The organism is Pseudomonas edaphica (assembly GCF_965277385.1).
In the GTDB taxonomy this organism is placed as follows: Bacteria; Pseudomonadota; Gammaproteobacteria; order Pseudomonadales; family Pseudomonadaceae; genus Aquipseudomonas; species Aquipseudomonas edaphica.
In genome coordinates this window covers 4482610-4504472 of sequence record NZ_OZ255725.1, presented here as the reverse complement: position 1 = coordinate 4504472, position 21863 = coordinate 4482610, and the positions used below count along the sequence as shown (strand labels likewise).

Sequence of the window (21863 nt, the reverse complement as noted above, 5' to 3'; positions counted from 1 at the left end):
CCTGCTATAGCCCAAACCAGGCTGCGTTCGTGCGGCTCCATAAAAACAACTAGATGAAGGATCCTTCAATGGATAACTCCAACGCCCTGCCTCTGGGGTCGGCGGCCGCGCCGGCTAAAGAGCGCACCACTACCAGCCGTATCAAATCGATCTTCAGTGGCTCCGTCGGCAATATGGTCGAATGGTACGACTGGTACGTCTACGCCGCTTTCTCGCTGTACTTCGCCAAGACCTTCTTCCCCGCCGGTGACTCCACCGCTCAGTTGATGAACACCGCTGCCATCTTTGCCGTGGGCTTTATCATGCGCCCGATCGGTGGCTGGCTGATGGGCCTGTATGCCGACTACAAAGGGCGCAAGGCTGCGCTGATGTTCTCGGTATTGCTGATGTGCTTCGGCTCGCTGTTGATCGCGCTGACGCCGGGCTACGACACCATCGGTATCGGCGCGCCGATCCTGCTGGTGTTTGCACGTTTGCTTCAGGGCCTGTCGGTCGGTGGCGAGTACGGCACCTCGGCCACTTACCTGAGTGAGATGGCGACCAAGGAGCGTCGCGGTTTCTTCTCCAGCTTCCAGTACGTGACCCTGATCTCCGGCCAGCTCATCGCCCTTGCCGTATTGATCGTGTTGCAACAAACCCTGACCACCGAGCAGCTGTATGCCTGGGGCTGGCGCATCCCGTTCGCTATCGGCGCGCTGTGCGCAGTGGTCGCGTTGTTCCTGCGTCGCGGCATGGAAGAAACCGAGTCGTTCACCAAAAAGGAAAAAGCCAAGGAAAGCGCAATGCGCACCTTGATGCGTCACCCCAAGGAAGTGATGACCGTGGTCGGCCTGACCATGGGCGGCACCCTGGCCTTCTACACCTACACCACCTACATGCAGAAATACCTGGTGAACACGGTCGGCATGAGCATCTCCGACTCCACCACCATTTCGGCCGCCACACTGTTCCTGTTCATGTGCCTGCAACCGCTGGTTGGCGGGCTGTCAGACAAGGTTGGCCGCCGGCCGATCCTGATCGCCTTCGGCATCCTCGGCACACTGTTCACCGTGCCGATCCTCACAACCCTGCACACTATCCAAAGCTGGTGGGGTGCGTTCTTCCTGATCATGGCGGCGCTGATCATCGTCAGCGGCTATACCTCGATCAACGCGGTGGTGAAAGCTGAACTGTTCCCAACCGAGATCCGTGCGCTGGGCGTGGGCCTGCCGTATGCGCTGACCGTGTCGATCTTCGGCGGTACGGCTGAAGTTATTGCGCTGTGGTTCAAGAACATCGGCATGGAGACGGGTTACTACTGGTATGTGACCGCGTGTATCGCAGTGTCGCTGGTGGTTTACGTGACCATGAAAGACACCCGTAAACACTCGCGTATCACCACGGATTAAAGATTTAACGCGGTAAAAAAATGTGGGAGCTGGCTTGCCTGCGATGGCGGTTTATCAGTCCTTGATTCAGTGGCTGACATTTCCGCCATCGCGGGCCAGCCCGCTCCCACATTTGGTTTCAGGAAACGTCCGCTATTGCGCTACGCCCATACCGACGCTGCGCATATGCCGCCCCGGCAATCATCACCACCAGCACTGCCGCCAGCACCGCCGATGAGCCAACGGTGCCGAAATCCAGCCCGCCCTTTTCAGAGGGTTTGGTCAGAAAATCGCCCAGGGTCGCACCAAACGGGCGGGTCAGCACAAATGCCACCCAGAACAGCAGCACTGACGATATCTGTGTGAAGTATTTGAGTGCGACCACCACCGCAATCGCCGAGCCGATCAGCAAGGCGCCACCAGCAAAGCCCAACCCCGAATCGTCCGCCAGGAAGTCGCCCAACGCGGTGCCCAAGGTGTTGGAAAACAGAATCGCCATCCAGTAAAACAGCTCGCCGCGAAAGGTCTGGACCTTGTTCACGTTCAGCGAGTCGCCGCTCAAGCGCCACAGTGCAAAGATGATCATCAGGATCACGATCAGGATCATCGACCCTGCCGCATAGCCCAGGCCCAACGTGCGGTCCATAAAGTCCGACATGGTGGTGCCGGCCGTGCTGGTGGACAGGATCACGATCCAGTACAGCACCGGGTTGTAGGTTTTCGACCAGAGCTGTGTCAGCAGCGTGACGAGAAACACGCTGATCAGGATCATCGAGCTGATGGCGTAGCCGACGTTAAGGGTCATCGAGAGCAAATCCCCGGCGGTTTCGCCCAGGGTCGTTGCGCAGATTTTCATGACCCAGAACGCCAGGGTGATCTGAGGAAGTTTGTTCATGTGCGAGAAGGCTCCGAAGCTCAGTCTTTCAATCAGCCGACTTAAAGGGGTGCCGACCTGGCGCGCAGACTGAACGCGGGGCTGTGAAAAATAGGTGGGCAATCAATGAAAATTCCATACGCACGATGGAAATTCATCGCTCTGGATTGCACTATGACGGCCTCCTCCAACGCGCAGCAGGAACCCTGGCCCATGTCCGACGATATCCATTTCTACGAACCCGCCAACGGCCACGGCCTGCCCCATGATCCGTTCAACGCGATTGTCGGCCCACGGCCGATCGGCTGGATCTCGTCACACGACGCCGCTGGCCGCCTGAACCTGGCGCCCTACAGTTTTTTCAATGCGTTCAACTACATCCCGCCGATCATTGGGTTTTCCAGTGTCGGGCGCAAAGACAGCCTGAACAACATCGAACAGACCGGCGAGTTCGTGTGGAACCTGGCCACCCGCCCGCTGGCCGAGCAGATGAACCAGAGTTGCGCGGCCGTATCGCCGGACGTGAATGAATTCGAGTTATCCGGCCTGACGCCGGTGGCCTCGAAAATCGTCGCGGTGCCACGGGTGGGCGAAAGCCCGGTGTCGTTTGAATGCAAGGTGACGCAGATCATTCAACTGCAGCGTGCCGACAAGGCGTTGGTGCCGAGCTGGCTGGTGCTCGGTGAGGTGGTTGCCGTGCACATTGCCAAGTGGCTGCTCAAGGATGGGGTTTACGACACGGCGGCCGCTGAGCCGATTTTGCGCGGCGGTGGCCCGGCGGATTATTTTCAGTTGGGACCGGAGGCGTTGTTCAAGATGTATCGCCCGCGCTGATTCACTGCCCAACACACACAACAGAACCCTGTGGGAGCCGGGCTTGCCCGCGATAGCGGTTTGTCAGCCACCTGATGAGTTGGCTGGCAGACCGCTATCGCGGGCAAGCCCGGCTCCCACATTTGATTTTTGATGAGCGATATAAACTGTTCGGCTTCAGCTTGCGGCCGTTGCCCAAGTCAGCTGACCGTCCTCGTCCACATCAACCAGACATTCAAGTTGCAGCGTCGCTGCATCGTCGGCGTCGGAGGCGGTCTTGAAGGTCTGGCCTGCCAGGATCTTGTGAAACTGCGGGGCGCCCATGCCATCGAGTGCCTTGACGGCGACTGCGGCGCTGTAGCCACCCTCTTCTTCACGCACTAATGCAGAAACGGCTTCGTGATGGGCAAATTGTTTACGTGCCATGTTGCAGGTCCTGGCCAATGAAAAGTCGGCCATTCTAACCGCTAACCGGCCAGTTGCAGGTACTCACCGTAAGCATGGGCGGCGGATGCGTCGGTGAAGGTCTGGAAGTCCATACTGCGCACTACCATGTCGTTCAACAGCTCAGTAAAGATCATCAAGGCAGGGGAACTGAAGTAGGCACTCATCGCCTGCTCGCTGCTCCAGAAGCCCGAGACCAGCCATACATCGGGATCGACCTGGGAATGCTGCAACGAGAATTGCAGGCAACCCTGAGCCTGACGGCCCGGTTCGATCAAACTGCTCAAGCGTGCACCGAGTTCGGTGCTGCACCCGGTACGGGCACGGATAAAGGCCATATGGCTCGCGGGAATGGGGGTGGACATGTTCGACTCTCCCGTTGAGAAGTGATGCTCGGCAAGCACTGTGAGGGCGTGTTGCCACAGGATCAAAGATAGCGGCGCGAAGATGGGCGCAGTTAGTCGATTCCTGCAGGCTTATTGCACAATCCTGCGAGAAGCGTAGATAAGACGTCTGGCCCCCAGGATTTATTCCAGGCGCACACTCAGTGTTTCAGGCACATGACAGGCCCTGCACTTGCCTGATTCACGCCTTATCGCAGGATCAGGCAAGGATTGTGCAGAATCGAAGTAACACCTTTTGAAAAGCCGCCGCTAAGCTGGGCCCATCAAAGCAGTCAGTAGAGGACGCTCCATGTCGTCGCCCGAAACCAAGCCAATGCCCCTCGATGCCGAGATGGAAAAACAACGCGCCGAGCTGGCCAGCATTGTTCACCGTCATACCTGGGAAGATGGCTCCTACGGCACGGCAATTACCTCGCTGTATCTGAACCGCCACAACACCCCGCGCGATTTCATGCCGGTGTTGGTCGAACCCGCCCTGTGCATTCTGGCCAGCGGCAGCAAGGAAGTGCGCCTGGCCGACGAGATCTTTGCCTACGACCCGCTCAATTATCTGGTGTTTTCGGTGGCGATGCCGGTCGCCGGGCGGATCATCGACGCCACACCGCAAGACCCCAACCTGTCGGTGCGCATCAATATCGACCCGGCCCAGCTCACCGCATTGATCGCCGAGGCAGGCCCGATGGGCGTGCCCTCCAGGCCGACATCGCGTGGCATGTACGTTGACCGCATCGACAACCAACTGCTCGACGCCGTGTTGCGCCTGGCGCGCCTGCTGGACACACCGAAAGACATCGCCATGCTCGCGCCACTCATCAACCGCGAGATTCTCTATCGGTTGTTACGTGGCCCGCAGGGTTATCGACTGTATGAAATCGCCGTGGCCAACAGTCAGAGCCATCGCGTGAGCCAGGCCATCAAATGGTTGAACGGTAACTTCGAACAACCGCTGCGCATTGATGACCTGGCCAGGGAAGTGAACCTCAGTGTTTCGACCTTGCACCATCGCTTCAAGGCGATTACGGCGATGAGTCCGCTGCAATACCAGAAGCAGTTACGGTTGCAGGAAGCGCGGCGATTGATGATTGCCGAAGGGCTGGAGGCGTCGGCAGCGGGGTATCGGGTAGGGTATGAGAGCCCGTCGCAGTTCAGCCGGGAATACAGCCGGTTGTTCGGGGCACCGCCGCTGCGGGATTTGGCCCGGCTGCGCCAAAGTATCTGACTCAATCGGGATCAAAATGTGGGAGCCAGCTCCCACATTAGTCCAGGGTTCGCGGCAGTTGTAAGGTCACCCGCAACCCGCCTTCGCGCAAATTCTGCAAACTCACTTCCCCACCATGGCTGTGGGCAATGTTGCGCGCGATGCCCAGGCCCAAGCCATACCCCTGCTGCTGGCCAGCCAGGCGAAAGTGCGGTTCGAAGACCTGTTCCAAACGCTGCTCCGGCACGCCCGGGCCTTCGTCATCCACATGCAGGATGAACTCCACGCCATCGTCCTCGATATGCAAATGCGCGTTCTGCCCGTACTTCAAGGCATTGTCGATCAGGTTGCCGATGCAGCGCTTGAGCGCCAGCGGTTTGCCCGGATAAGGGGTCAGCGCCCGTCCGTGCTGGGTGATACGGCCGTTACCGTTCGGCGCCAGGTACGGTTCCACCAGGCAATCAAGCACGTGGTTAAGGTCGACCGGCTCGATGTTCTCGTGGATGTCGGTGTCTTTGACGCATTGCAGTGCCCCCTTGACCAGCAACTCCAACTCATCCAGGTCACGACCGAATTTGGCTTGCAGGTTTTCGTCTTCCAGCAACTCCACGCGCAAGCGCAGACGCGTGATCGGCGTGCGCAAATCGTGGGAAATCGCGCTGAACAGTTGGCTGCGCTCGGTGAGGTAACGGCTGATGCGCTCGCGCATGGCGTTAAACGCACGGCCCACTTCCACCACTTCGCTGCCACCGCCTTCGGCCACCGGTTCCACATCGGCGCCCAGGGACATGTCCCGCGCTGCGCGGGCCAGGCGCTTGAGCGGCCGGCTTTGCCAGTGCACCAGCAGGCCGATAAACAGCAACAGGAAACCGCTGGTCAGCACGATAAACCACACTTGCTGCGACGGCAGGCCTTGTTCTTCCAAACTGGTGTAGGGCTCGGGCAGCAGCGAGGCGATGTACAGCCATTCGCCGGGTGCCAACTGGATTTGCGTGACCAGCACCGGCGGGTTCACCGGCTCCAGGGTCAGGGCATAATGCGCCCAGGAACGCGGCAGTTCATCGAGTTTGAGGCCCGCGTTGAAAATACGCAGGTCCTCGGCGCTGACGAACTCCACCGAGATATGCACGTCGCTGCCCAGGGTCTGGCGCAGCACTTCGTCCACGGCTTGCAGCACCGCCTGCTTGCGCGGGGTCTGCGGCAGAATCTGCATGTCCAATGGGCGGTCGTTGAGGGTCACCACAAACCGCGTGCCGCCCATGCTGCGCAGTTGGTCGAGCACCAACGGGCGGTAGGCAACCGGCAGCGAGCGGAAGTAACTCACGCTGGCCGTCATCGAATGCGCCAGGCTGCGCGCGCTGGTCACCAGACCTTCGAGCTGGGTGGCGCGCAGTTGCGAAACCCAGATCACGCTGGACAGCGCCTGGGCAAACAGCACCACAAGCAAGGTCAGCAGCAACATGCGCCCAAGCAGCGAACGCGGCACCGGAAAACGCCGGCGGCGCTCGGTCAGCGGCTCAGTGGGCATTGCCGGCAACCACGCTGGCTGCCAGTTGATAACCGCTGCCACGCACGGTGCGGATCAGCCTTGGAGGTTTTTCGGTATCGCGCAGGCGTTGGCGCAGGCGGCTGACGGCCATGTCGACGATACGGTCCAACGGCATCAGGTCGCGGCCACGGGTGGCGTTGCCAATGGTGTCGCGGTCGAGAATCTGTTGGGGGTGATCAAGAAACAGCTTGAGCAAGGCAAAGTCGGCGCCGGAGAGGATTACCTCTTCGCCGTCCACGTGAAACAGGCGATGACTGATCATGTCCAGGCGCCACTCATCGAACACCAGAACGTCGCCGCCACCCGTGCGCTCCTGGCCAAACTGGGCGCGACGCAACAAGGCTTTGATCCGCGCTTGCAGCTCGCGAGGGCTGAAGGGTTTGCCGATGTAGTCGTCGGCCCCCAGCTCCAGGCCGATCACACGGTCGGCTTCGTCGGAACTGGCGGTCAGCATGATGATCGGCACCTGCGCCTGGCGCGGGTGCTGGCGAATCCAGCGGCAAAGGCTGAAACCGTCTTCGTCCGGCAACATCACATCGAGGATGACCAGGTCGCACGGCGCCTCGTTCATCGCCTGGCGGAACCCCGCGCCATCCGGCACGCCACGCACCTGGAAGCCGGCGCGACTGAGGTAGGTCTGCAGCAATTCGCGGATTTCCTGGTCGTCGTCGACGAGGAGAATCGATTTACTGATTACGCTCACGGGGTCCTCCTTGTTGTTATGGCCAAGCTTACGTCATTTGTTGCGCTTGAGACCCTATCGCAGGCAAGCCAGCTCCCACAGTTGACTGCATTCCAAGGTTGGAACCCGGTCAACTGTGGGAGCTGGCTTGCCTGCGATGAGGCCATCAGCCCCTACGCAAAAGCCTGTTCAAGCGCAACACCGGCCCCGGTCAACCCGGAATACGGCGCCGTCACCAACCACACAGGAATGCCTTTGAAGTAGTCGCTCATGCAGCCCTTGTCGCTGAAACTCTTGGCAAAACCGCTGTTGATAAAGAAGTCGGCAAACCTCGGAATCACCCCGCCCACGATGTACACACCACCACGCCCACCGGTGGTCAGCACGTTGTTACCGGCCACACGGCCCAGCCAGATACTGAACTGGTTCAACACTTCCATGGCCACCGGGTCGCCGGCCAGGCCCGCGGCCGTAATGGCTTCGGGCGTGTCCAGCACCGGCGTGTGCCCGTCGACCGCACAAATGGCGCGGTACACACGGGGCAGGCCGCCACCGCTCAAGGCGGTCTCGGCGCTGACGTGGCCAATCTCGCTGTAGATGTGCTGCCACAACTGGGTTTCACGCGGGCTGCTCAGCGGCAGGTCGACATGGCCACCCTCCCCTGGCAACGCCGCGTAACGGCCTTCGCCCAAATCCAGCAAGGTGCCCACACCCAGGCCAGTGCCCGGGCCGATCACCACGGCTGGGCGTAACGGCTCCGGCGTGCCTTGGCAGACCACACGGAATTCATCGGGTTTGAGCCGCGTCATGCCCAGGGCCATGGCCGTGAAGTCATTGACCAGCAGCAGCTCATCGACCTGCAGGGTTTTGCAAAACGCAGTTTTGCTCAGCCGCCAGTGATTGTTGGTGAATTTAAATTCATCGCCACTCACCGGCCCCGCGACTGACAGGCACACCGCGCCGATGTCCCCGATTTCCAGGCCTTCCTCCTTGAGGTAAACCTTGATGGCTTCCTCAGGGCTGTGGTGGTCCGCCGTGGCATGCACGCGGATCGAATGCAGTTCCTGATCCCGCCACAACGCAAAACGGGCGTTGGTACCACCAATGTCACCGACCAGCGCAAGCTTCACTTAAGCGTCTCCAAGGCAGAGGTAAAGGCGCTGGCGCCCTGCTCTGCGGAGCTTGCGGCCAAGCGCATAAATGCAAACAGCTCGCGACCGGCCCCCACGTTGTTGCCCAACAGGCCCGTGGCAGGCGTGCGCGCTGCAAATTCTTCGGCGTTCACCTTAAGCTCCAGGGTGCCCTTTACGCCATCGACGCGAATGATATCGCCATCCTTGACTCGCGCCAGCGGCCCGCCGCTCTGGGCTTCGGGGTTGACGTGAATCGCGGCGGGGATCTTACCCGACGCGCCAGACATACGCCCGTCTGTTACCAACGCAACTTTGAAGCCACGGTCCTGCAACACACCGAGGAACGGTGTCATCTTGTGCAGTTCCGGCATACCGTTGGAGCGCGGCCCCTGGAAGCGCATCACCGCGACAAAGTCTTTTTCCAGCTGGCCGGCCTTGAATGCATCGGCCAGATCCTGCTGATCCTGGAACACCACGGCCGGTGCTTCGACGATCTGATGCTCCGGCGCCACGGCCGAAACCTTCATCACACCACGCCCGAGGTTGCCTTCCATCACGCGCAAGCCGCCTTCCGGCGAGAACGCACGGGCTACGGGGCGCAGGATGGTTTCGTCGAGGCTTTCGATCGGGCCGTCGCGCCAGATCAGCTCGCCGTCGACCAGGAACGGTTCCTGGGTGTAACGGCTCAAGCCCTTGCCCGCCACGGTGTTCACATCCTCATGGAGCAAGCCGGCTTCGAGCAGTTCGCGGATAAGGAACGACATGCCGCCCGCTGCCTGGAAGTGGTTGATGTCGGCCTTGCCGTTTGGATAAACGTGGGACAGGGTCGGCACCACTTCGGAGAGGTCGGCCATGTCCTGCCAGGTGAGGATGATGCCCGCCGACATGGCGATAGCCGGCATGTGCAGGGTGTGGTTGGTAGAACCGCCCGTAGCGTTTAGGGCGACGATGGAGTTGACGATGGACTTCTCGTCGACGATCTCGCCAATCGGCGTGAAGTCGCCACTGGCTTTGGTAAGGCGCGTGACCTGGTGCGCGGCTTCGCGGGTCAGCGCGTCACGCAGCGGCGTGTACGGGTTGACGAACGAAGCGCCCGGCAGGTGCAGGCCCATTACTTCCATCAGCAACTGGTTGGTGTTGGCGGTGCCGTAGAAGGTGCAGGTGCCGGGACTGTGGTAGGACTTCATCTCCGATTCCAGCAGTTCCTCACGGGTAGCCTTGCCTTCGGCATAACGCTGGCGCACGTCGGCTTTCTGCTTGTTGGAGATGCCCGACGGCATAGGGCCGCCCGGCACGAAGATCATCGGCAGGTGGCCGTAGCGCAGCGCACCCATCATCAGGCCCGGCACAATCTTGTCGCAGATGCCCAGCATCAGCGCGGCATCGAACATGTTGTGGGACAGCGCTACCGCCGTCGACATGGCGATGACTTCGCGGCTGAGCAAGCTTAGCTCCATGCCAGGCTCGCCTTGGGTCACGCCGTCGCACATGGCGGGCGTGCCACCGGCGAACTGGCCGACCGAGCCGACTTCGCGCAGGGCTTTCTTGATCTGTTCCGGGAAATGTTCGTACGGCTGGTGCGCCGAGAGCATGTCGTTATATGACGAAACAATTGCCACGTTGGCGGCATTCATCATGCGCAGACTATTTTTATCTTCAGTGCCGCAACCCGCCACGCCGTGGGCAAAGTTGGCGCATTGCAGCTTGCCGCGCATCGGGCCGTCGCTGGCCGCGCCACGAATGAGCGCAAGGTAAGCCTCGCGGGTTGCACGACTGCGGGCGATAAGCCGTTCGGTGACCTCAAGAACGCGGGGATGCATGTATAGAACTCCAGTCTAACGGATGTGGCGACCTGAGAGTCTATGCTGATCAAACGCCCGCAGCTCATGGGATGGCAGGGTGTCGTTTGAATCATCGGACCAGTTGATTCAGGTCACTCGTTGTAGATTGAACAAAATATTGCCACTAAAAAGGCTTGTTTTCTATTTTTATGCGAATAATCTTGTAATTCTTACAACAAATCGACGACAGGCACTTTCCAATGACTCTTCGTATCGCAATCAATGGTTTTGGCCGTATCGGCCGTAATGTCCTGCGCGCACTGTATACCCAAGGCTACCGCCAGGATTTGCAGATCGTCGCCATCAATGATCTGGGCGACAGCTCGATCAATGCCCACCTGCTCAAATACGACACCGTGCACGGCACTTTCGACGCAGAGGTCGCCCACGATCAGGAAAGCCTGACCGTCAATGGTGACCGGATTGCCGTCAGTGCCATTCGCAACCCGGCCGACCTGCCGTGGGCTGCGCACAAGATCGACGTAGTGTTCGAATGCACCGGTCTGTTCACCGACCGCGACAAGGCTGCCGCTCATATTACCGCCGGCGCTCGCAAGGTGATCATCTCGGCCCCGGCCAAAGGCGCCGACGCCACCGTGGTTTACGGGGTAAACCATGACATTTTGCGTCAATCACACCAGATCATCTCCAACGCTTCGTGCACCACCAACTGCCTGGCGCCTGTGGCTCAGGTGCTGCACCGCGAGCTGGGCATCGAAAGCGGCCTGATGACCACCATTCACGCCTACACCAACGACCAGAACCTCACCGACGTGTACCACACCGACCCGTACCGCGCGCGTTCGGCCACCCAGAACATGATCCCGAGCAAGACCGGCGCCGCTGAAGCGGTCGGCCTGGTACTGCCGGAACTGGCAGGCAAGCTGACCGGCATGGCCGTGCGTGTGCCGGTGATCAACGTGTCGCTGGTGGACCTCACCGTGACACTGAAAAAAGAAGCCACCGCCGAGCAAGTCAACGCACTGCTGAAAGAAGCCAGCCAGCATTCGAAGATCCTCGGCTACAACACCCTGCCGCTGGTTTCCAGTGACTTCAACCATAACCCGCTGTCGTCGATTTTCGATGCCAATCACACCAAGGTCAGTGGCAAGTTGCTGAAGGTGCTGGCGTGGTACGACAACGAGTGGGGCTTCTCCAACCGTATGCTGGATAACTGCCTGGCACTGTGCAACGCCGAGTAAGCCGACCCGGTTGTTCCATTGTGTGGACTGGCTTGTGTGGGAGCTGGCTTGCCTGCGATAGCATCACCGCGGTCTGTCTGAAAGACCAGGGCGCCTGCATCGCAGGCAAGCCAGCTCCCACACAAGCCAGCTCCCACAGGAGTCGACGCAGCATCTCAAAGTGCCACTTGCCATTTGAGTTGATGATAAGCATTATCATTAACTGCAAACCGGTCTGGTATCACTGTGAGCCAATCTCGCTTCAACCAAGTCTTTCTCACCCAACGGGTGATTCTGCTACGCACTCTGCAGCGGATGGTGAATAACCACAGCACCGCCGAAGACCTGTTGCAGGAAACCTACCTGCGCGTCACGCGGGCGCTCAGCGAGCGGCCGATCGATCACCTTGAACCCTTCGTCTATCAAACCGCGCGCAACCTGGCGCTGGACCATCTGCGCTCGCGCCGCATCCAGGCCCGCACACTGCAAGAAGATGTGCCGCTGGACGTACTGCAGAGCGTCGCCGCGCCGATCAGCACGCCCGAGGACGCCACCCAGGCCGAGCAATTGCTCGAACACCTGAGCGTCAGCCTCGGCCAGTTGAGCGCCCGCCAACAGCAGATTTTCATCCTCAGCCGCCTGCACGGTTGCAGCTACCAGGAGATTGCCGATCAGTTGCAAGTGTCCTTGAGCACGGTGCAAAAGGAACTGAAATTGATCATGGCTATCTGTGTAGGAGTGGCCGAACGGCTGGATCAGCCTTAAGCTTCACCCGACAGAGGTGTCGACCCAGGCTGTAGGAACGATGAATAGAACGTGGCGAAGACCCGAGGAACACCGTGACGGACCCGAATAAGCTGCGCCCCCATGAGCTGGCTCATGAGGTGCTGCAAGACACGGCCATGGACCAAGCCCTCGATTGGCTGATTGCCTTGCAATGCCCGCAACCCGGGCAGCAAGCCGAGTTTGATGCCTGGCTTGCCAGCGACCCGGCGCACCTGCTCGCCTTCAGCAAGGCCCAGGCCGCCTGGGGCGGCGCGCCGGTTCACAGCGCCGCCGTGGCCCTGGCAGTGCCGCGCAAACCCAGTGCGTGGCGGCGTATCAAGCCACATTGGAAACCCCTGGCCACCGCCGCTGTGCTGCTGATCGGTCTGTTCAGCTTCAGCAACCTGCCCGTGCGCCTGCAGGCCGACCACCTCACTGTGGTCGGTGAACGCCAGCGCCTGCAATTGGATGACGGCTCCAAAGTGTTACTGAACACCAATTCGGCGTTTTCCAGCAGCATCAAGGACCACCAGCGCGTCGCCCGACTGTTCCAGGGCGAAGCTTTCTTTGAGGTGGCGCCCAGCCGTGGCCTGCCGCTGGAGATTGACGCCGGCCCCGTGCGCGCCAGCGTGCGCGACACCGACTTCGCCGTGCGCTACCTCAATGGCGAAGCCCAGGTGCAGGTGCAGCGCGGCGATGTGGATTTGAGCAACACCTTTGACGATGCTCGCGTGCGTCTGAGCGCCGGAGAGAGTATCCGCATCGGCCCCAAAGGCTTCGGCCAACCGGCCAAACTGGATGCCAGTAAAGACTTGGCGTGGGTCCAGGGCCGCCTGGTATTCGAAAACTGCCCGATGAGCGAAGTGCTCGCCGAGTTGCGCCGCTATTACCCCGGCTGGATCGTCAACACCAACGACAAGCTCGCAAGCGTGGCCGTCACCGGCAATTACCGCCTCGACCAACCGCTGGATGTGGTGCGCTCCCTGGCGCACATCACCTCGGCCAAGCTCTCGGAGTACCCGGCGCTGGTCATCTTGAACTAAATGAGAATTATTTTTACTCGATAGTAACCGGCGGTTCGTCTCGTTATAGCCAATGCAACTGATTCCTATTTGATCAGCTCGCAACTATAAGATTCGTATCCCCGGAGCGCTCTCGATGTCCTCTCGTTTCAACCGCCGGTCCTCTTCGCCCGTCCTGTCCTTGCTCACCGCCGCCATCCTGCTGGCCGGCGCGCCGGTGATGGCCGCCACTGCCGCCGAACCGGCCGCGCGCAGCCACGGCAATTACAGTTTCAGTATCGAACAGCAGCCCTTGGTGTCGGCGTTGAATGCCTTTACCAGCGTGACCGGCTGGCAAGTCGGCTTGCCGGCAGAGCTTGGCCAGGGTGTGTCGTCCCCCGGCGTGCGCGGCGCACTCTCGCCGGAAAAAGCCCTGGACCGGCTGTTGCTGGGCACCAACCTGAGCTACCGCAAACTGGGCAATAACAACATCGTGCTGGAAAAGCGCCCGGCCGGCAGCACGCTCAATCTGCAGCAGGTGACCATCAGCGCCACCCGCAGTGAGCAGGACGTCAACAGCGTGCCAAGCACCGTTACTGTGCATGCGCGTGAGGAGCTGGACCGCCAGAACGTGAACACCATCCGTGAACTGGTGCGTTACGAGCCCAACGTGTCGGTCGGCGGCGCAGGCACCCGCGCCAGCAACGCCGGCTACAACATTCGCGGCATCGACGGCGACCGCATCCTCACTCAAGTGGACGGCGTGGAAGTGCCGGACAACTTCTTCAACGGCCCGTACGCCAAGACCCGTCGTAACTACGTCGACCCGGAAATCGTCAAGCGCGTGGAGATCCTGCGCGGCCCAGCCTCGGCCCTGTACGGCAGCAGCGCCATCGGCGGCGCAGTGAGCTACTTCACCCTCGACCCGGACGATATCATCAAGCCCGGCCAGGACGTCGGCGCCCGCCTCAAAACCGGCTACAGCTCCGCCGACGACAGCTGGCTGACCTCCGGCACCGTCGCCGGCCGCGTGCAGGACTTCGACGGTTTGCTGCACCTGAGCCAGCGCAACGGCCATGAAATGGAGTCCTACGACGGCAACAACGCCACAGGCCTGGCCCGTACCGGCGCTAACCCGGAAGATTCGCGCACCACCAATATCCTGGCGAAAATGGGTTGGAATTATGGCGATGACAATCGGCTGGGATTGACCTACGAGAAGTTCAAGGATGATCGCGACGTCAATCTGAAGAACGCCGTGGGCGGCCCCTTCGTCGGCGGGCGTGGCTTTAATTTCTACCGTGGGCGTTCGGGTAACGACACCATCACCCGTGAACGCTTCGGCATCGAAAACCGCTTTGCCCTCGACTCGCCGATAGCCGATCAGATCAAGACCAGCCTCAACTACCAGATCGCCAAGACTGACCAGAGCACCGCTGAAATCTACCAGCCATCGCGCCGCGTCATGCGCACCCGCGACACCCTGTACGAAGAAAAACAGTGGGTCTTCGACGCACAGCTGGACAAGGCGTTCAGCCTCGGTGAAACCGATCACCAAGTGACTTACGGCACCACCCTCAAGCAGCAGAAAGTCAGCGGCTCGCGCGAAGGCTCGGCCTACTGCCTCGCCGTCGGCTCAGGTTGCACGGCGATCGGCGCGCCCAGCCCGTCTGCCGGCGACAGCGTGAAAAAGTCCAGCGACTTCCCGGACCCGACCATCAACACTTACTCGCTGTTCGCCCAGGACCAGATCACCTGGGACAAATGGACCTTCCTGCCCGCCGTACGTTACGACTACACCCGGCTCAAGCCCAAGCTGACCCAGGAATTCCTCAACACCGTCAACCCCACCGGCGCCTACCCGGTCAGCGACAAAGAAAAAACCTGGCACCGCGTCACGCCAAAATTCGGCCTGACCTACGCGCTAACCGATCAGTACACCTGGTTCGGCCAGTACGCCGAGGGCTTCCGCACCCCGTCGGCCAAAGCGCTGTATGGCCGTTTTGAAAACCTCAACCTGGGCTACACCGTCGAGCCAAACCCGAACCTCAAGCCGGAAACCAGCAAGGGCATCGAGACCGGAATTCGTGGCCAGTTCGATGAAGGCTCCTTCGACATCGCGGTGTTCTATAACAAGTACCGCGACTTTATCGACGAAGACGCCTCGGTCGCCGGCGGCGACATCCAAACCTTCGAAGCCAACAACATCAAGCACGCCACCATCAAGGGGATTGAGGCCAAAGGCCGCCTGAACCTCGACGCGTTCGGAGCGCCACAAGGTCTCTACACACAGGGCTCGGTGGGATACACCTACGGCCGCAACGACGACAACGGCGAGCCGCTCAACAGCGTCAACCCGCTTAAAGGCGTATTCGGCCTGGGCTACGAGCAGGAGCAATACGGCGCGCTGGTCAACTGGACGCTGGTGAAAAAACAGAACCGTGTCGACAGCACCACCTTCCACGCGCCGGATGGCAGCACCAGCGCTCCGTTCAAGACCCCAGGCTTTGGCATCGTCGACCTCACCGGTTTCTACAAAGTCACCAACGACGTGACCATCAACGGCGGCCTCTACAACCTCACCGACAAGAAGTACTGGAACTGGGATGACGTGCGCAGCTACGACGGCGTCGGCGAAGCCGGCGTGACCGCGCCGGCCAACCTCGACCGCCTGACTCAGCCGGGTCGCAACTTCGCGATCAACCTGATCTGGGACATCTGACAGCCGCCCTCACCTTGCCGCCCTTTATCAGCGGCGAGGTGAGGTTTTTTTACTGTGCCGCGTCTTCTTGTTCGTCTAGTTGATAACAGCTCTCTTTAGAGCACCCAGGCGCGCCCCTTCTCAAGGATTTTTTCGATGACCGCTTCTCCTACCGCAGAACGCCCAAACCTGCGCTCCCAGCGCCTGAACCAGATCACCCACGCGCCACACACCAAGCTCGACGCGCTGGTCAAAGCCCACGCGCCGTTTGAAACCCCAGCCAACTTCGCCCGTTTTGTGGTGGCGCAGTACCTGTTCCAGTCAGAACTGGTGGCGCTGTACAACGACCCCGAGCTGATCAAGATCGTCCCGGACCTGGCTGAGCGCTGCCGCGCCGACGCCGCCAAACTCGACCTGGCCGACCTGGAAACCGACGTGCCAGCACCGGTTGCCGGCGCCGTGAAAAACCCGAGCAAAGCCGAAGCCCTGGGCTGGTTGTTCGTGTCCGAAGGCTCCAAGCTGGGCGCTGCATTCTTGATCAAGCGCGCCGTGGGCCTGGGCCTGAGCGAAACCTTCGGTGCCCGTCACTTGGGCGAGCCGGCCGGTGGCCGCGCTGAAGGCTGGAAGCGCTTCACCCGCACCCTCGACGGCCTGGCGTTCAGCGCCGAAGAAGAAGCGGCGGCAGAAAAAGGTGCCATCGACGCGTTTGTGCGCTTCACCGTGCTGCTGGAACAGGCGTACGCTAGCGCCCCTGAACTGGCGTAACAGGCCACGATGGGCGCTGGCTTGTGTGGGAGCTGGCTTGTTGTGGGAGCTGGCTTGCCTGCGATGCGCTCACCTCGGCCTACCTGTCAGACCGAGTCGATGCTATCGCAGGCAAGCCAGCTCCCACACAAGCCAGCTCCCACATTTGAGCGGATTTCAGTTCGAATAATGTGTAACCCCTCAACAGATAAACTTCAGCATGACCGGCAAAACCCAATCCACCTCAAAAATCGCCCAGTTGCTCTTCGGCCTGCTGGCCTACGTCAGCCTGGGCATTGGGTTGGTGGCGATTGTCATACCGGGTTTGCCCACCACCGAATTCATCCTGCTGGCCGCCTGGGCGGCGACTAAAAGCTCGCCGCGCCTGAGCGCCTGGCTGGAAAACCACCGGCTGTTCGGACCGATTCTGTTCAACTGGCGCAATGGCAAGATCATCGCGCGCCGCGCCAAAGTCAGCGCCACCGTGAGCATGCTGCTGTGCGCCGTGTTGATGTTGGTGATGCTCGATCACGGCTGGCCGATCTACCTGGCGATTGCCGGCATGAGCCTGGGCAACCTGTGGATCTGGTCACGCCCGGAACGGCTTGCAGCCCCCGTATAACGCGGCGCGTAGTGCTTTTCCTACCGCTCATCGCCTTTCCCTCATGAAACATCCCGTTACGCCGATGTTCCGGACATAGCGCCGAATGGACTTGGCTCGCCCTGCTTGCCTTTCAACGAGTCCAATCGCGAGTAAACCTATGTTCGACACCCTCTCCATCCGCTTGAAAATCGTGCTGTTGTCGGGCCTTTGCCTCTTGGGGGTAATCGCGCTGATCGTCGGCATCAACCTCTACGAGGCCGATCAGAACAACCGCCTGGTAAGTGATTCAAGCTCGCGAATGCTCACTAACAGCGTGCAGAACCTGTTGCAGGCCAAGGCCGGCGAACAAGCCGTGCAACTGCAGAAAACCTTTGGCGAAAGCCTGGTAGTGATAACCGCGCTGGCCGATCACGTCAAAGACCTGCGTGCCCTCGCCAACAAACGAGCGCTGGAGCCCGGCGCATTGCGAGAAGAGCTCAACCAGAGTGTCAAAACCGCCTTTGAGCGCAACAGCAAGGTACTGGGCATCTGGCTGTCATTCGAACCCAATGGCCTGGATGGCAAAGACAGCGACTTCGTCAACGACAAAACCCGCGTCTCCAATGAAAAAGGCCGTTTCTCCAGCTACTGGAGCCGCGCTGGCGGCGAAGGCCTGAACACCGTGATGGTCGAGGATGACCTGACCAAAACCACCCTCAACCTCAGCGGCACGCCCTACAACATCTGGTACACCTGCCCACGAGACACGCGTACGGTGTGCCTGCTCGACCCGTATTCCGATGAAGTGGCCGGCAAGCAGGTGCTGATGACCACTATTTCGCTGCCGCTGATTGTTGATGGCAAAGTCATTGGTGTGGTCGGTATCGACCTGGCCTTGAATGCCTTGCAAGCCGCCACCGATGCGGCGCAAAAAGACCTGTTCAACGGCGCCGGCTACCTGGAAGTTCTTTCCAGCACCGGGCTGATTTCCGCCTTCAGTGGCCAGCCGGACAAGGTCGGTAAAAACCTGATTGACACCATCGGCGCCGAAGGCAAAGACATCGTGCAACTACTGGCCAGTGACACGCGCATGATCCGCGAACAGGACGACACGATTCGCGCCGTGTATCCAGTCAAACCGATTGCCGAGGCCAAATCCTGGGGCGTGGTGATCAAGCTGCCCAAGGACGTCATGCTCGCCGACGCTTTGAAACTGCAAGGCATACTCGATAAGGCTCAAAACGCCTCCACGCTCAAAGCCTTGCTGGTCGGCGCCGCTGCTGCCTTGCTGGGCCTGCTGCTGATCTGGCTGACCGCCACCGGCGTGACCCGCCCGATCAACACCGTTGCGGCGATGCTCAAGAACATCGCCAGCGGCGAAGGCGACCTCACGCAGCGCCTGGCCTACGCCAAGAAGGACGAACTGGGCGAGTTGGCAAACTGGTTCAACCGCTTCCTCGACAAGCTGCAACCGACCATTGCACAGATCAAGCAGAGCATCACTGAAGCGCGTGGCACGGCGGACCAGTCCTCAGCCATTGCCCGCCAGACCAGCGAGGGCATGCAGGTGCAGTTCCGCGAAATCGATCAGGTGGCCACTGCCTCCAATGAAATGAGCGCCACCGCCCATGATGTGGCCAACAGCGCCTCCAACGCTGCCAGCGCCGCCCGTGGCGCGGACCAATCGGCGCGCGACGGCATGTCGATCATTGAGCAGAGCACCCGCGACATCACCACTTTGGCCGAAGAGGTCAGCAAGGCCGTGACCGAAGTGGAAGCGCTAGCGGTCAACAGCGAACAGATCGGCTCGGTGCTCGAAGTGATCCGCAGCATTGCCGAGCAAACCAACCTGCTGGCGCTGAACGCCGCCATCGAAGCCGCACGCGCCGGGGAAAGCGGGCGTGGGTTTGCGGTAGTGGCCGACGAGGTGCGCAACCTGGCCAAACGTACCCAGGACTCAGTAGAGGAAATTCGCCTGGTGATCGAGCGCATCCAGAGCGGCACCCGTGGCGTAGTGGCGACCATGCATTCCAGCCAGCACCAGGCCCAGAGCAATGCCGGGCAGATCCATCAAGCGGTGCAGGCGCTGGGCAAGATCAGTGACGCGGTAACAGTGATCAGCGACATGAACCTGCAGATCGCCAGCGCCGCCGAACAACAGAGCGCCGTGGCCGAAGAGGTCAACCGCAACGTTTCGGCGATCCGCACCGTGACCGAAACCCTCACCGGCCAGGCCACCGAGTCAGCGGCCATCAGCAGCCAACTGAATGCGCTGACAACCCAGCAGATGAAGTTAATGGATCAGTTCAAGGTATAAACCCGATCTTCAAAACAATGAAGATCCCCTGTGGGAGCTGGCTTGCCTGCGATGGCGGTGGGTCAGTCAGTACATCCATGACTGACAGGCCGTTATCGCAGGCAAGCCAGCTCCCACAATTAGACGCCGGTCCAGGCCTGAACAAACGCCGCTAAATCTTCTTTAGCCGCTGTACGCGGCGGGTTCTGCGGCGTGCCCAAATAGAGGAAGCCAATCACTTCCTCATCCGCAGTCAGCCCCAAGCCTTTGGCCACATGGGCCGAGTACGACAACTCACCCGTGCGCCACACCGCCCCGATCCCCTGCGCATAAGCCGCCAGCAAAATACCGTGTGCCGCACACGCAGCCGCCAGCAGTTGCTCGGATTTAGGCACTTTAAAGTGCTCTTGCAGACGCGCAATCACCACCACCACCAACGGCGCACGCAGCGGGCCGTTCTGGGCCTTGTCGATAGCGGCTTGCGGCGCGTCGGCGTCCTGCAGGCGTGCGGCTTCGGCCAGCAGTGCGCCCATCTGCTCACGGGCGGCACCTTCTACGGTGAGAAAGCGCCATGGGCGCAGTTGACCATGGTCGGGCGCGCGCATGGCGGCGGCGAACAGCACATCGCGCTGCTCCTGGGTCGGCGCCGGTTCCAGCAAACGCGGCACGGAAACACGGTTGAGCAAAGCGTCGAGAGCCTGCATTGGCCACCTCCAGAAAAAATGTGCGGTCATTCTAGCGGGAATGAATCAAATACCACCAAACGATAATTGCTCTTATTCAATCCGCCCTGCCCTGTTAGACTTTGCGACCCTCTTTTTCGCCTTAGTCGCAGGAAACCCGATGGTCCGTTCGCCTCTTCGTCTGTGCGCAGCATTGATGGCCTTGAGCCTGACCGCCTGCGACGACGCCCCCAGGTTTACCAAGGCAGAGCCGGGTGAATCACGAGCGGGCGGCGCGACGACGGTGAACAAGCGCGACCAGAACGCGTTTTCCCTGCCTTCGGCCAACCTGGCGCCCACCCGTCGCCTGGATTTCAGCGTCGGCAACAGCTTCTTTCGCAGCCCCTGGGTGATTGCGCCGTCCACCACCACCGCGCGTGACGGTCTGGGCCCGTTGTTCAACACCAATGCTTGCCAGAACTGCCATATCAAGGACGGCCGTGGCCATCCGCCGCTGCCCGACGCACCGAATGCGGTGTCGATGCTGGTGCGCCTGTCGATCCCGCCTGCGCCCGCCGATGCCAGGCTTATCGAGCAGATCGGCGTGGTGCCCGAGCCGGTCTACGGTGGGCAACTGCAGGACATGGCCGTGCCAGGCGTGGCGCCTGAAGGCAAAGTGCGGGTCGACTACACGCCCGTCAACGTGACCTTCAAGGACGGCAGCGTGGTCGAGTTGCGCAAGCCAAATCTGCAAATCACCCAGCTGGGCTACGGCCCGATGCACGCCGAAACACTTTTCTCGGCGCGGATTGCGCCACCGATGATCGGACTGGGCCTGCTCGAAGCCATCAGCGATGCCGACATCTTGCGCAACACCGACGCAAAAACCGCCGACAAGGAAGCCCTCATTGGTCGCGCCAATTGGGTCTGGGATGACGCGCAGCACCAAACCGTACTCGGGCGCTTTGGCTGGAAAGCCGGGCAACCCAACCTCAATCAACAAAATGTTCACGCGTTTTCTGGTGATATGGGCCTCACCACGTCCCTGAGACCCTTTGATGACTGCACCGCCGCCCAAGTCGCCTGCAAACAGGCGCCCAATGGCAATGGCCCCGAGGGCGAGCCGGAAGTCAGCGATAACATCCTGCGCCTGGTGCTGTTCTACACCCGCAACCTCGCCGTGCCGGCGCGCCGTGGCGTCAACACGCCGCAGGTGCTCGCCGGCAAAAACCTGTTCTACCAGGCCGGTTGCCAGGGTTGCCATAAGCCGACGTTCACCACGGCGGCCACGGCCGCCGAGCCTGAGCTGGCCAACCAGGTGATTCGCCCTTACAGCGACCTGTTGTTACACGACATGGGCGAAGGCCTGGCCGACCACCGCAGCGAGTTCAAGGCCGGCGGCCGCGACTGGCGCACGCCGCCGTTGTGGGGCATTGGCCTGACGCAGGCCGTAAGTGGTCATACCCAGTTTTTGCATGACGGCCGCGCCCGCAATCTGCTCGAAGCCGTGCTTTGGCATGGCGGCGAAGCGCAAGCGGCGCAGCAACATGTGTTGTCCTTTAATGCCGAGCAGCGTGCTGCGTTGCTGGCGTTCCTGAACTCTTTATAAGCATTGCCACAATTAC

At 60.7% G+C, this 21863-nt stretch carries 19 protein-coding genes; 11 read left to right on the top strand and 8 right to left on the bottom strand.

Going from position 1 to position 21863, the window contains the following annotated elements:
• The first annotated feature begins 68 nt into the window (after positions 1-68).
• Complete coding sequence (locus ACQY47_RS20455; protein ID WP_017139777.1) at positions 69-1388, top strand: MFS transporter; 1320 nt, start codon at positions 69-71, stop codon at positions 1386-1388.
• Between the two features lie 118 nt (positions 1389-1506).
• Here ACQY47_RS20455 and ACQY47_RS20450 read toward each other — a convergent pair whose 3' ends face one another.
• Positions 1507-2262 (bottom strand): membrane protein, encoded by a 756-nt coding sequence (locus tag ACQY47_RS20450; protein ID WP_017139776.1) that lies wholly within the window; start codon positions 2260-2262, stop codon positions 1507-1509.
• Between the two features lie 192 nt (positions 2263-2454).
• Here ACQY47_RS20450 and ACQY47_RS20445 point away from each other — a divergent pair, with 192 nt between their 5' ends.
• Positions 2455-3075, top strand: coding sequence for a flavin reductase family protein (locus ACQY47_RS20445; RefSeq protein WP_122527252.1), 621 nt, complete (start codon positions 2455-2457; stop codon positions 3073-3075).
• Between the two features lie 156 nt (positions 3076-3231).
• Here the strand turns inward: ACQY47_RS20445 and ACQY47_RS20440 are convergent, their stop codons facing one another.
• Positions 3232-3513: a hypothetical protein gene (locus tag ACQY47_RS20440; RefSeq protein ID WP_017139774.1), complete on the bottom strand. Its 282-nt coding sequence runs from the start codon at positions 3511-3513 to the stop codon at positions 3232-3234.
• An 8-nt stretch (positions 3514-3521) separates the two neighbouring features.
• Positions 3522-3863, bottom strand: coding sequence for an antibiotic biosynthesis monooxygenase family protein (locus ACQY47_RS20435; protein ID WP_065930419.1), 342 nt, complete (start codon positions 3861-3863; stop codon positions 3522-3524).
• A 328-nt stretch (positions 3864-4191) separates the two neighbouring features.
• Between ACQY47_RS20435 and ACQY47_RS20430 the strand changes: the two genes are divergently transcribed.
• Positions 4192-5121, top strand: coding sequence for an AraC family transcriptional regulator (locus ACQY47_RS20430; RefSeq protein WP_017139772.1), 930 nt, complete (start codon positions 4192-4194; stop codon positions 5119-5121).
• Between the two features lie 37 nt (positions 5122-5158).
• Here the strand turns inward: ACQY47_RS20430 and ACQY47_RS20425 are convergent, their stop codons facing one another.
• The 4 genes from ACQY47_RS20425 to edd all read right to left on the bottom strand — a co-directional run bounded on the left by ACQY47_RS20425 (position 5159) and on the right by edd (position 10284).
• Entirely contained in the window at positions 5159-6586 is a 1428-nt protein-coding gene (locus ACQY47_RS20425) for an ATP-binding protein (protein WP_198431518.1), read from the bottom strand.
• A 31-nt stretch (positions 6587-6617) separates the two neighbouring features.
• Positions 6618-7352 carry a response regulator gene (locus tag ACQY47_RS20420; RefSeq protein WP_017139770.1) on the bottom strand — a complete coding sequence of 245 codons (735 nt, stop codon included), beginning with the start codon at positions 7350-7352 and terminating at the stop codon, positions 6618-6620.
• A 152-nt stretch (positions 7353-7504) separates the two neighbouring features.
• Complete coding sequence (locus tag ACQY47_RS20415) at positions 7505-8461, bottom strand: glucokinase (RefSeq protein WP_138451875.1); 957 nt, start codon at positions 8459-8461, stop codon at positions 7505-7507.
• Positions 8458-10284 carry a phosphogluconate dehydratase gene (gene edd / locus ACQY47_RS20410; protein WP_017139768.1) on the bottom strand — a complete coding sequence of 609 codons (1827 nt, stop codon included), beginning with the start codon at positions 10282-10284 and terminating at the stop codon, positions 8458-8460. The genes ACQY47_RS20415 and edd overlap by 4 nt, the downstream gene beginning before the upstream one ends.
• 221 nt (positions 10285-10505) lie before the next feature.
• Here edd and gap point away from each other — a divergent pair, with 221 nt between their 5' ends.
• From gap to ACQY47_RS20375, 7 genes are all read left to right on the top strand, one after another.
• Positions 10506-11507, top strand: a complete 1002-nt coding sequence (gene gap / locus ACQY47_RS20405; protein WP_017139767.1) for a type I glyceraldehyde-3-phosphate dehydrogenase — start codon at positions 10506-10508, stop codon at positions 11505-11507.
• 225 nt (positions 11508-11732) lie between these two features.
• Positions 11733-12251 carry an RNA polymerase sigma factor gene (locus ACQY47_RS20400; RefSeq protein WP_056858662.1) on the top strand — a complete coding sequence of 173 codons (519 nt, stop codon included), beginning with the start codon at positions 11733-11735 and terminating at the stop codon, positions 12249-12251.
• Positions 12252-12325: 74 nt separating this feature from the next.
• A complete protein-coding gene (locus tag ACQY47_RS20395; RefSeq protein WP_200433062.1) occupies positions 12326-13294 on the top strand; it encodes a FecR domain-containing protein in 969 nt (322 codons plus the stop codon).
• Between the two features lie 115 nt (positions 13295-13409).
• Positions 13410-15974 (top strand): TonB-dependent receptor, encoded by a 2565-nt coding sequence (locus ACQY47_RS20390; protein WP_428551369.1) that lies wholly within the window; start codon positions 13410-13412, stop codon positions 15972-15974.
• Between the two features lie 135 nt (positions 15975-16109).
• A complete protein-coding gene (locus ACQY47_RS20385) occupies positions 16110-16718 on the top strand; it encodes a biliverdin-producing heme oxygenase (RefSeq protein WP_236446503.1) in 609 nt (202 codons plus the stop codon).
• 199 nt (positions 16719-16917) lie between these two features.
• Positions 16918-17319: a YbaN family protein gene (locus ACQY47_RS20380; protein WP_017139762.1), complete on the top strand. Its 402-nt coding sequence runs from the start codon at positions 16918-16920 to the stop codon at positions 17317-17319.
• A gap of 139 nt (positions 17320-17458) precedes the next feature.
• On the top strand, positions 17459-19597 hold the full coding sequence (locus tag ACQY47_RS20375; protein ID WP_428551365.1) for a methyl-accepting chemotaxis protein: 2139 nt from the start codon (positions 17459-17461) through the stop codon (positions 19595-19597).
• Between the two features lie 119 nt (positions 19598-19716).
• Here ACQY47_RS20375 and ACQY47_RS20370 read toward each other — a convergent pair whose 3' ends face one another.
• Positions 19717-20280: an NAD(P)H nitroreductase gene (locus tag ACQY47_RS20370; protein ID WP_428551362.1), complete on the bottom strand. Its 564-nt coding sequence runs from the start codon at positions 20278-20280 to the stop codon at positions 19717-19719.
• Between the two features lie 139 nt (positions 20281-20419).
• Here ACQY47_RS20370 and ACQY47_RS20365 point away from each other — a divergent pair, with 139 nt between their 5' ends.
• A complete protein-coding gene (locus ACQY47_RS20365) occupies positions 20420-21847 on the top strand; it encodes a di-heme oxidoredictase family protein (RefSeq protein ID WP_177033338.1) in 1428 nt (475 codons plus the stop codon).
• Positions 21848-21863 lie beyond the last annotated feature (16 nt).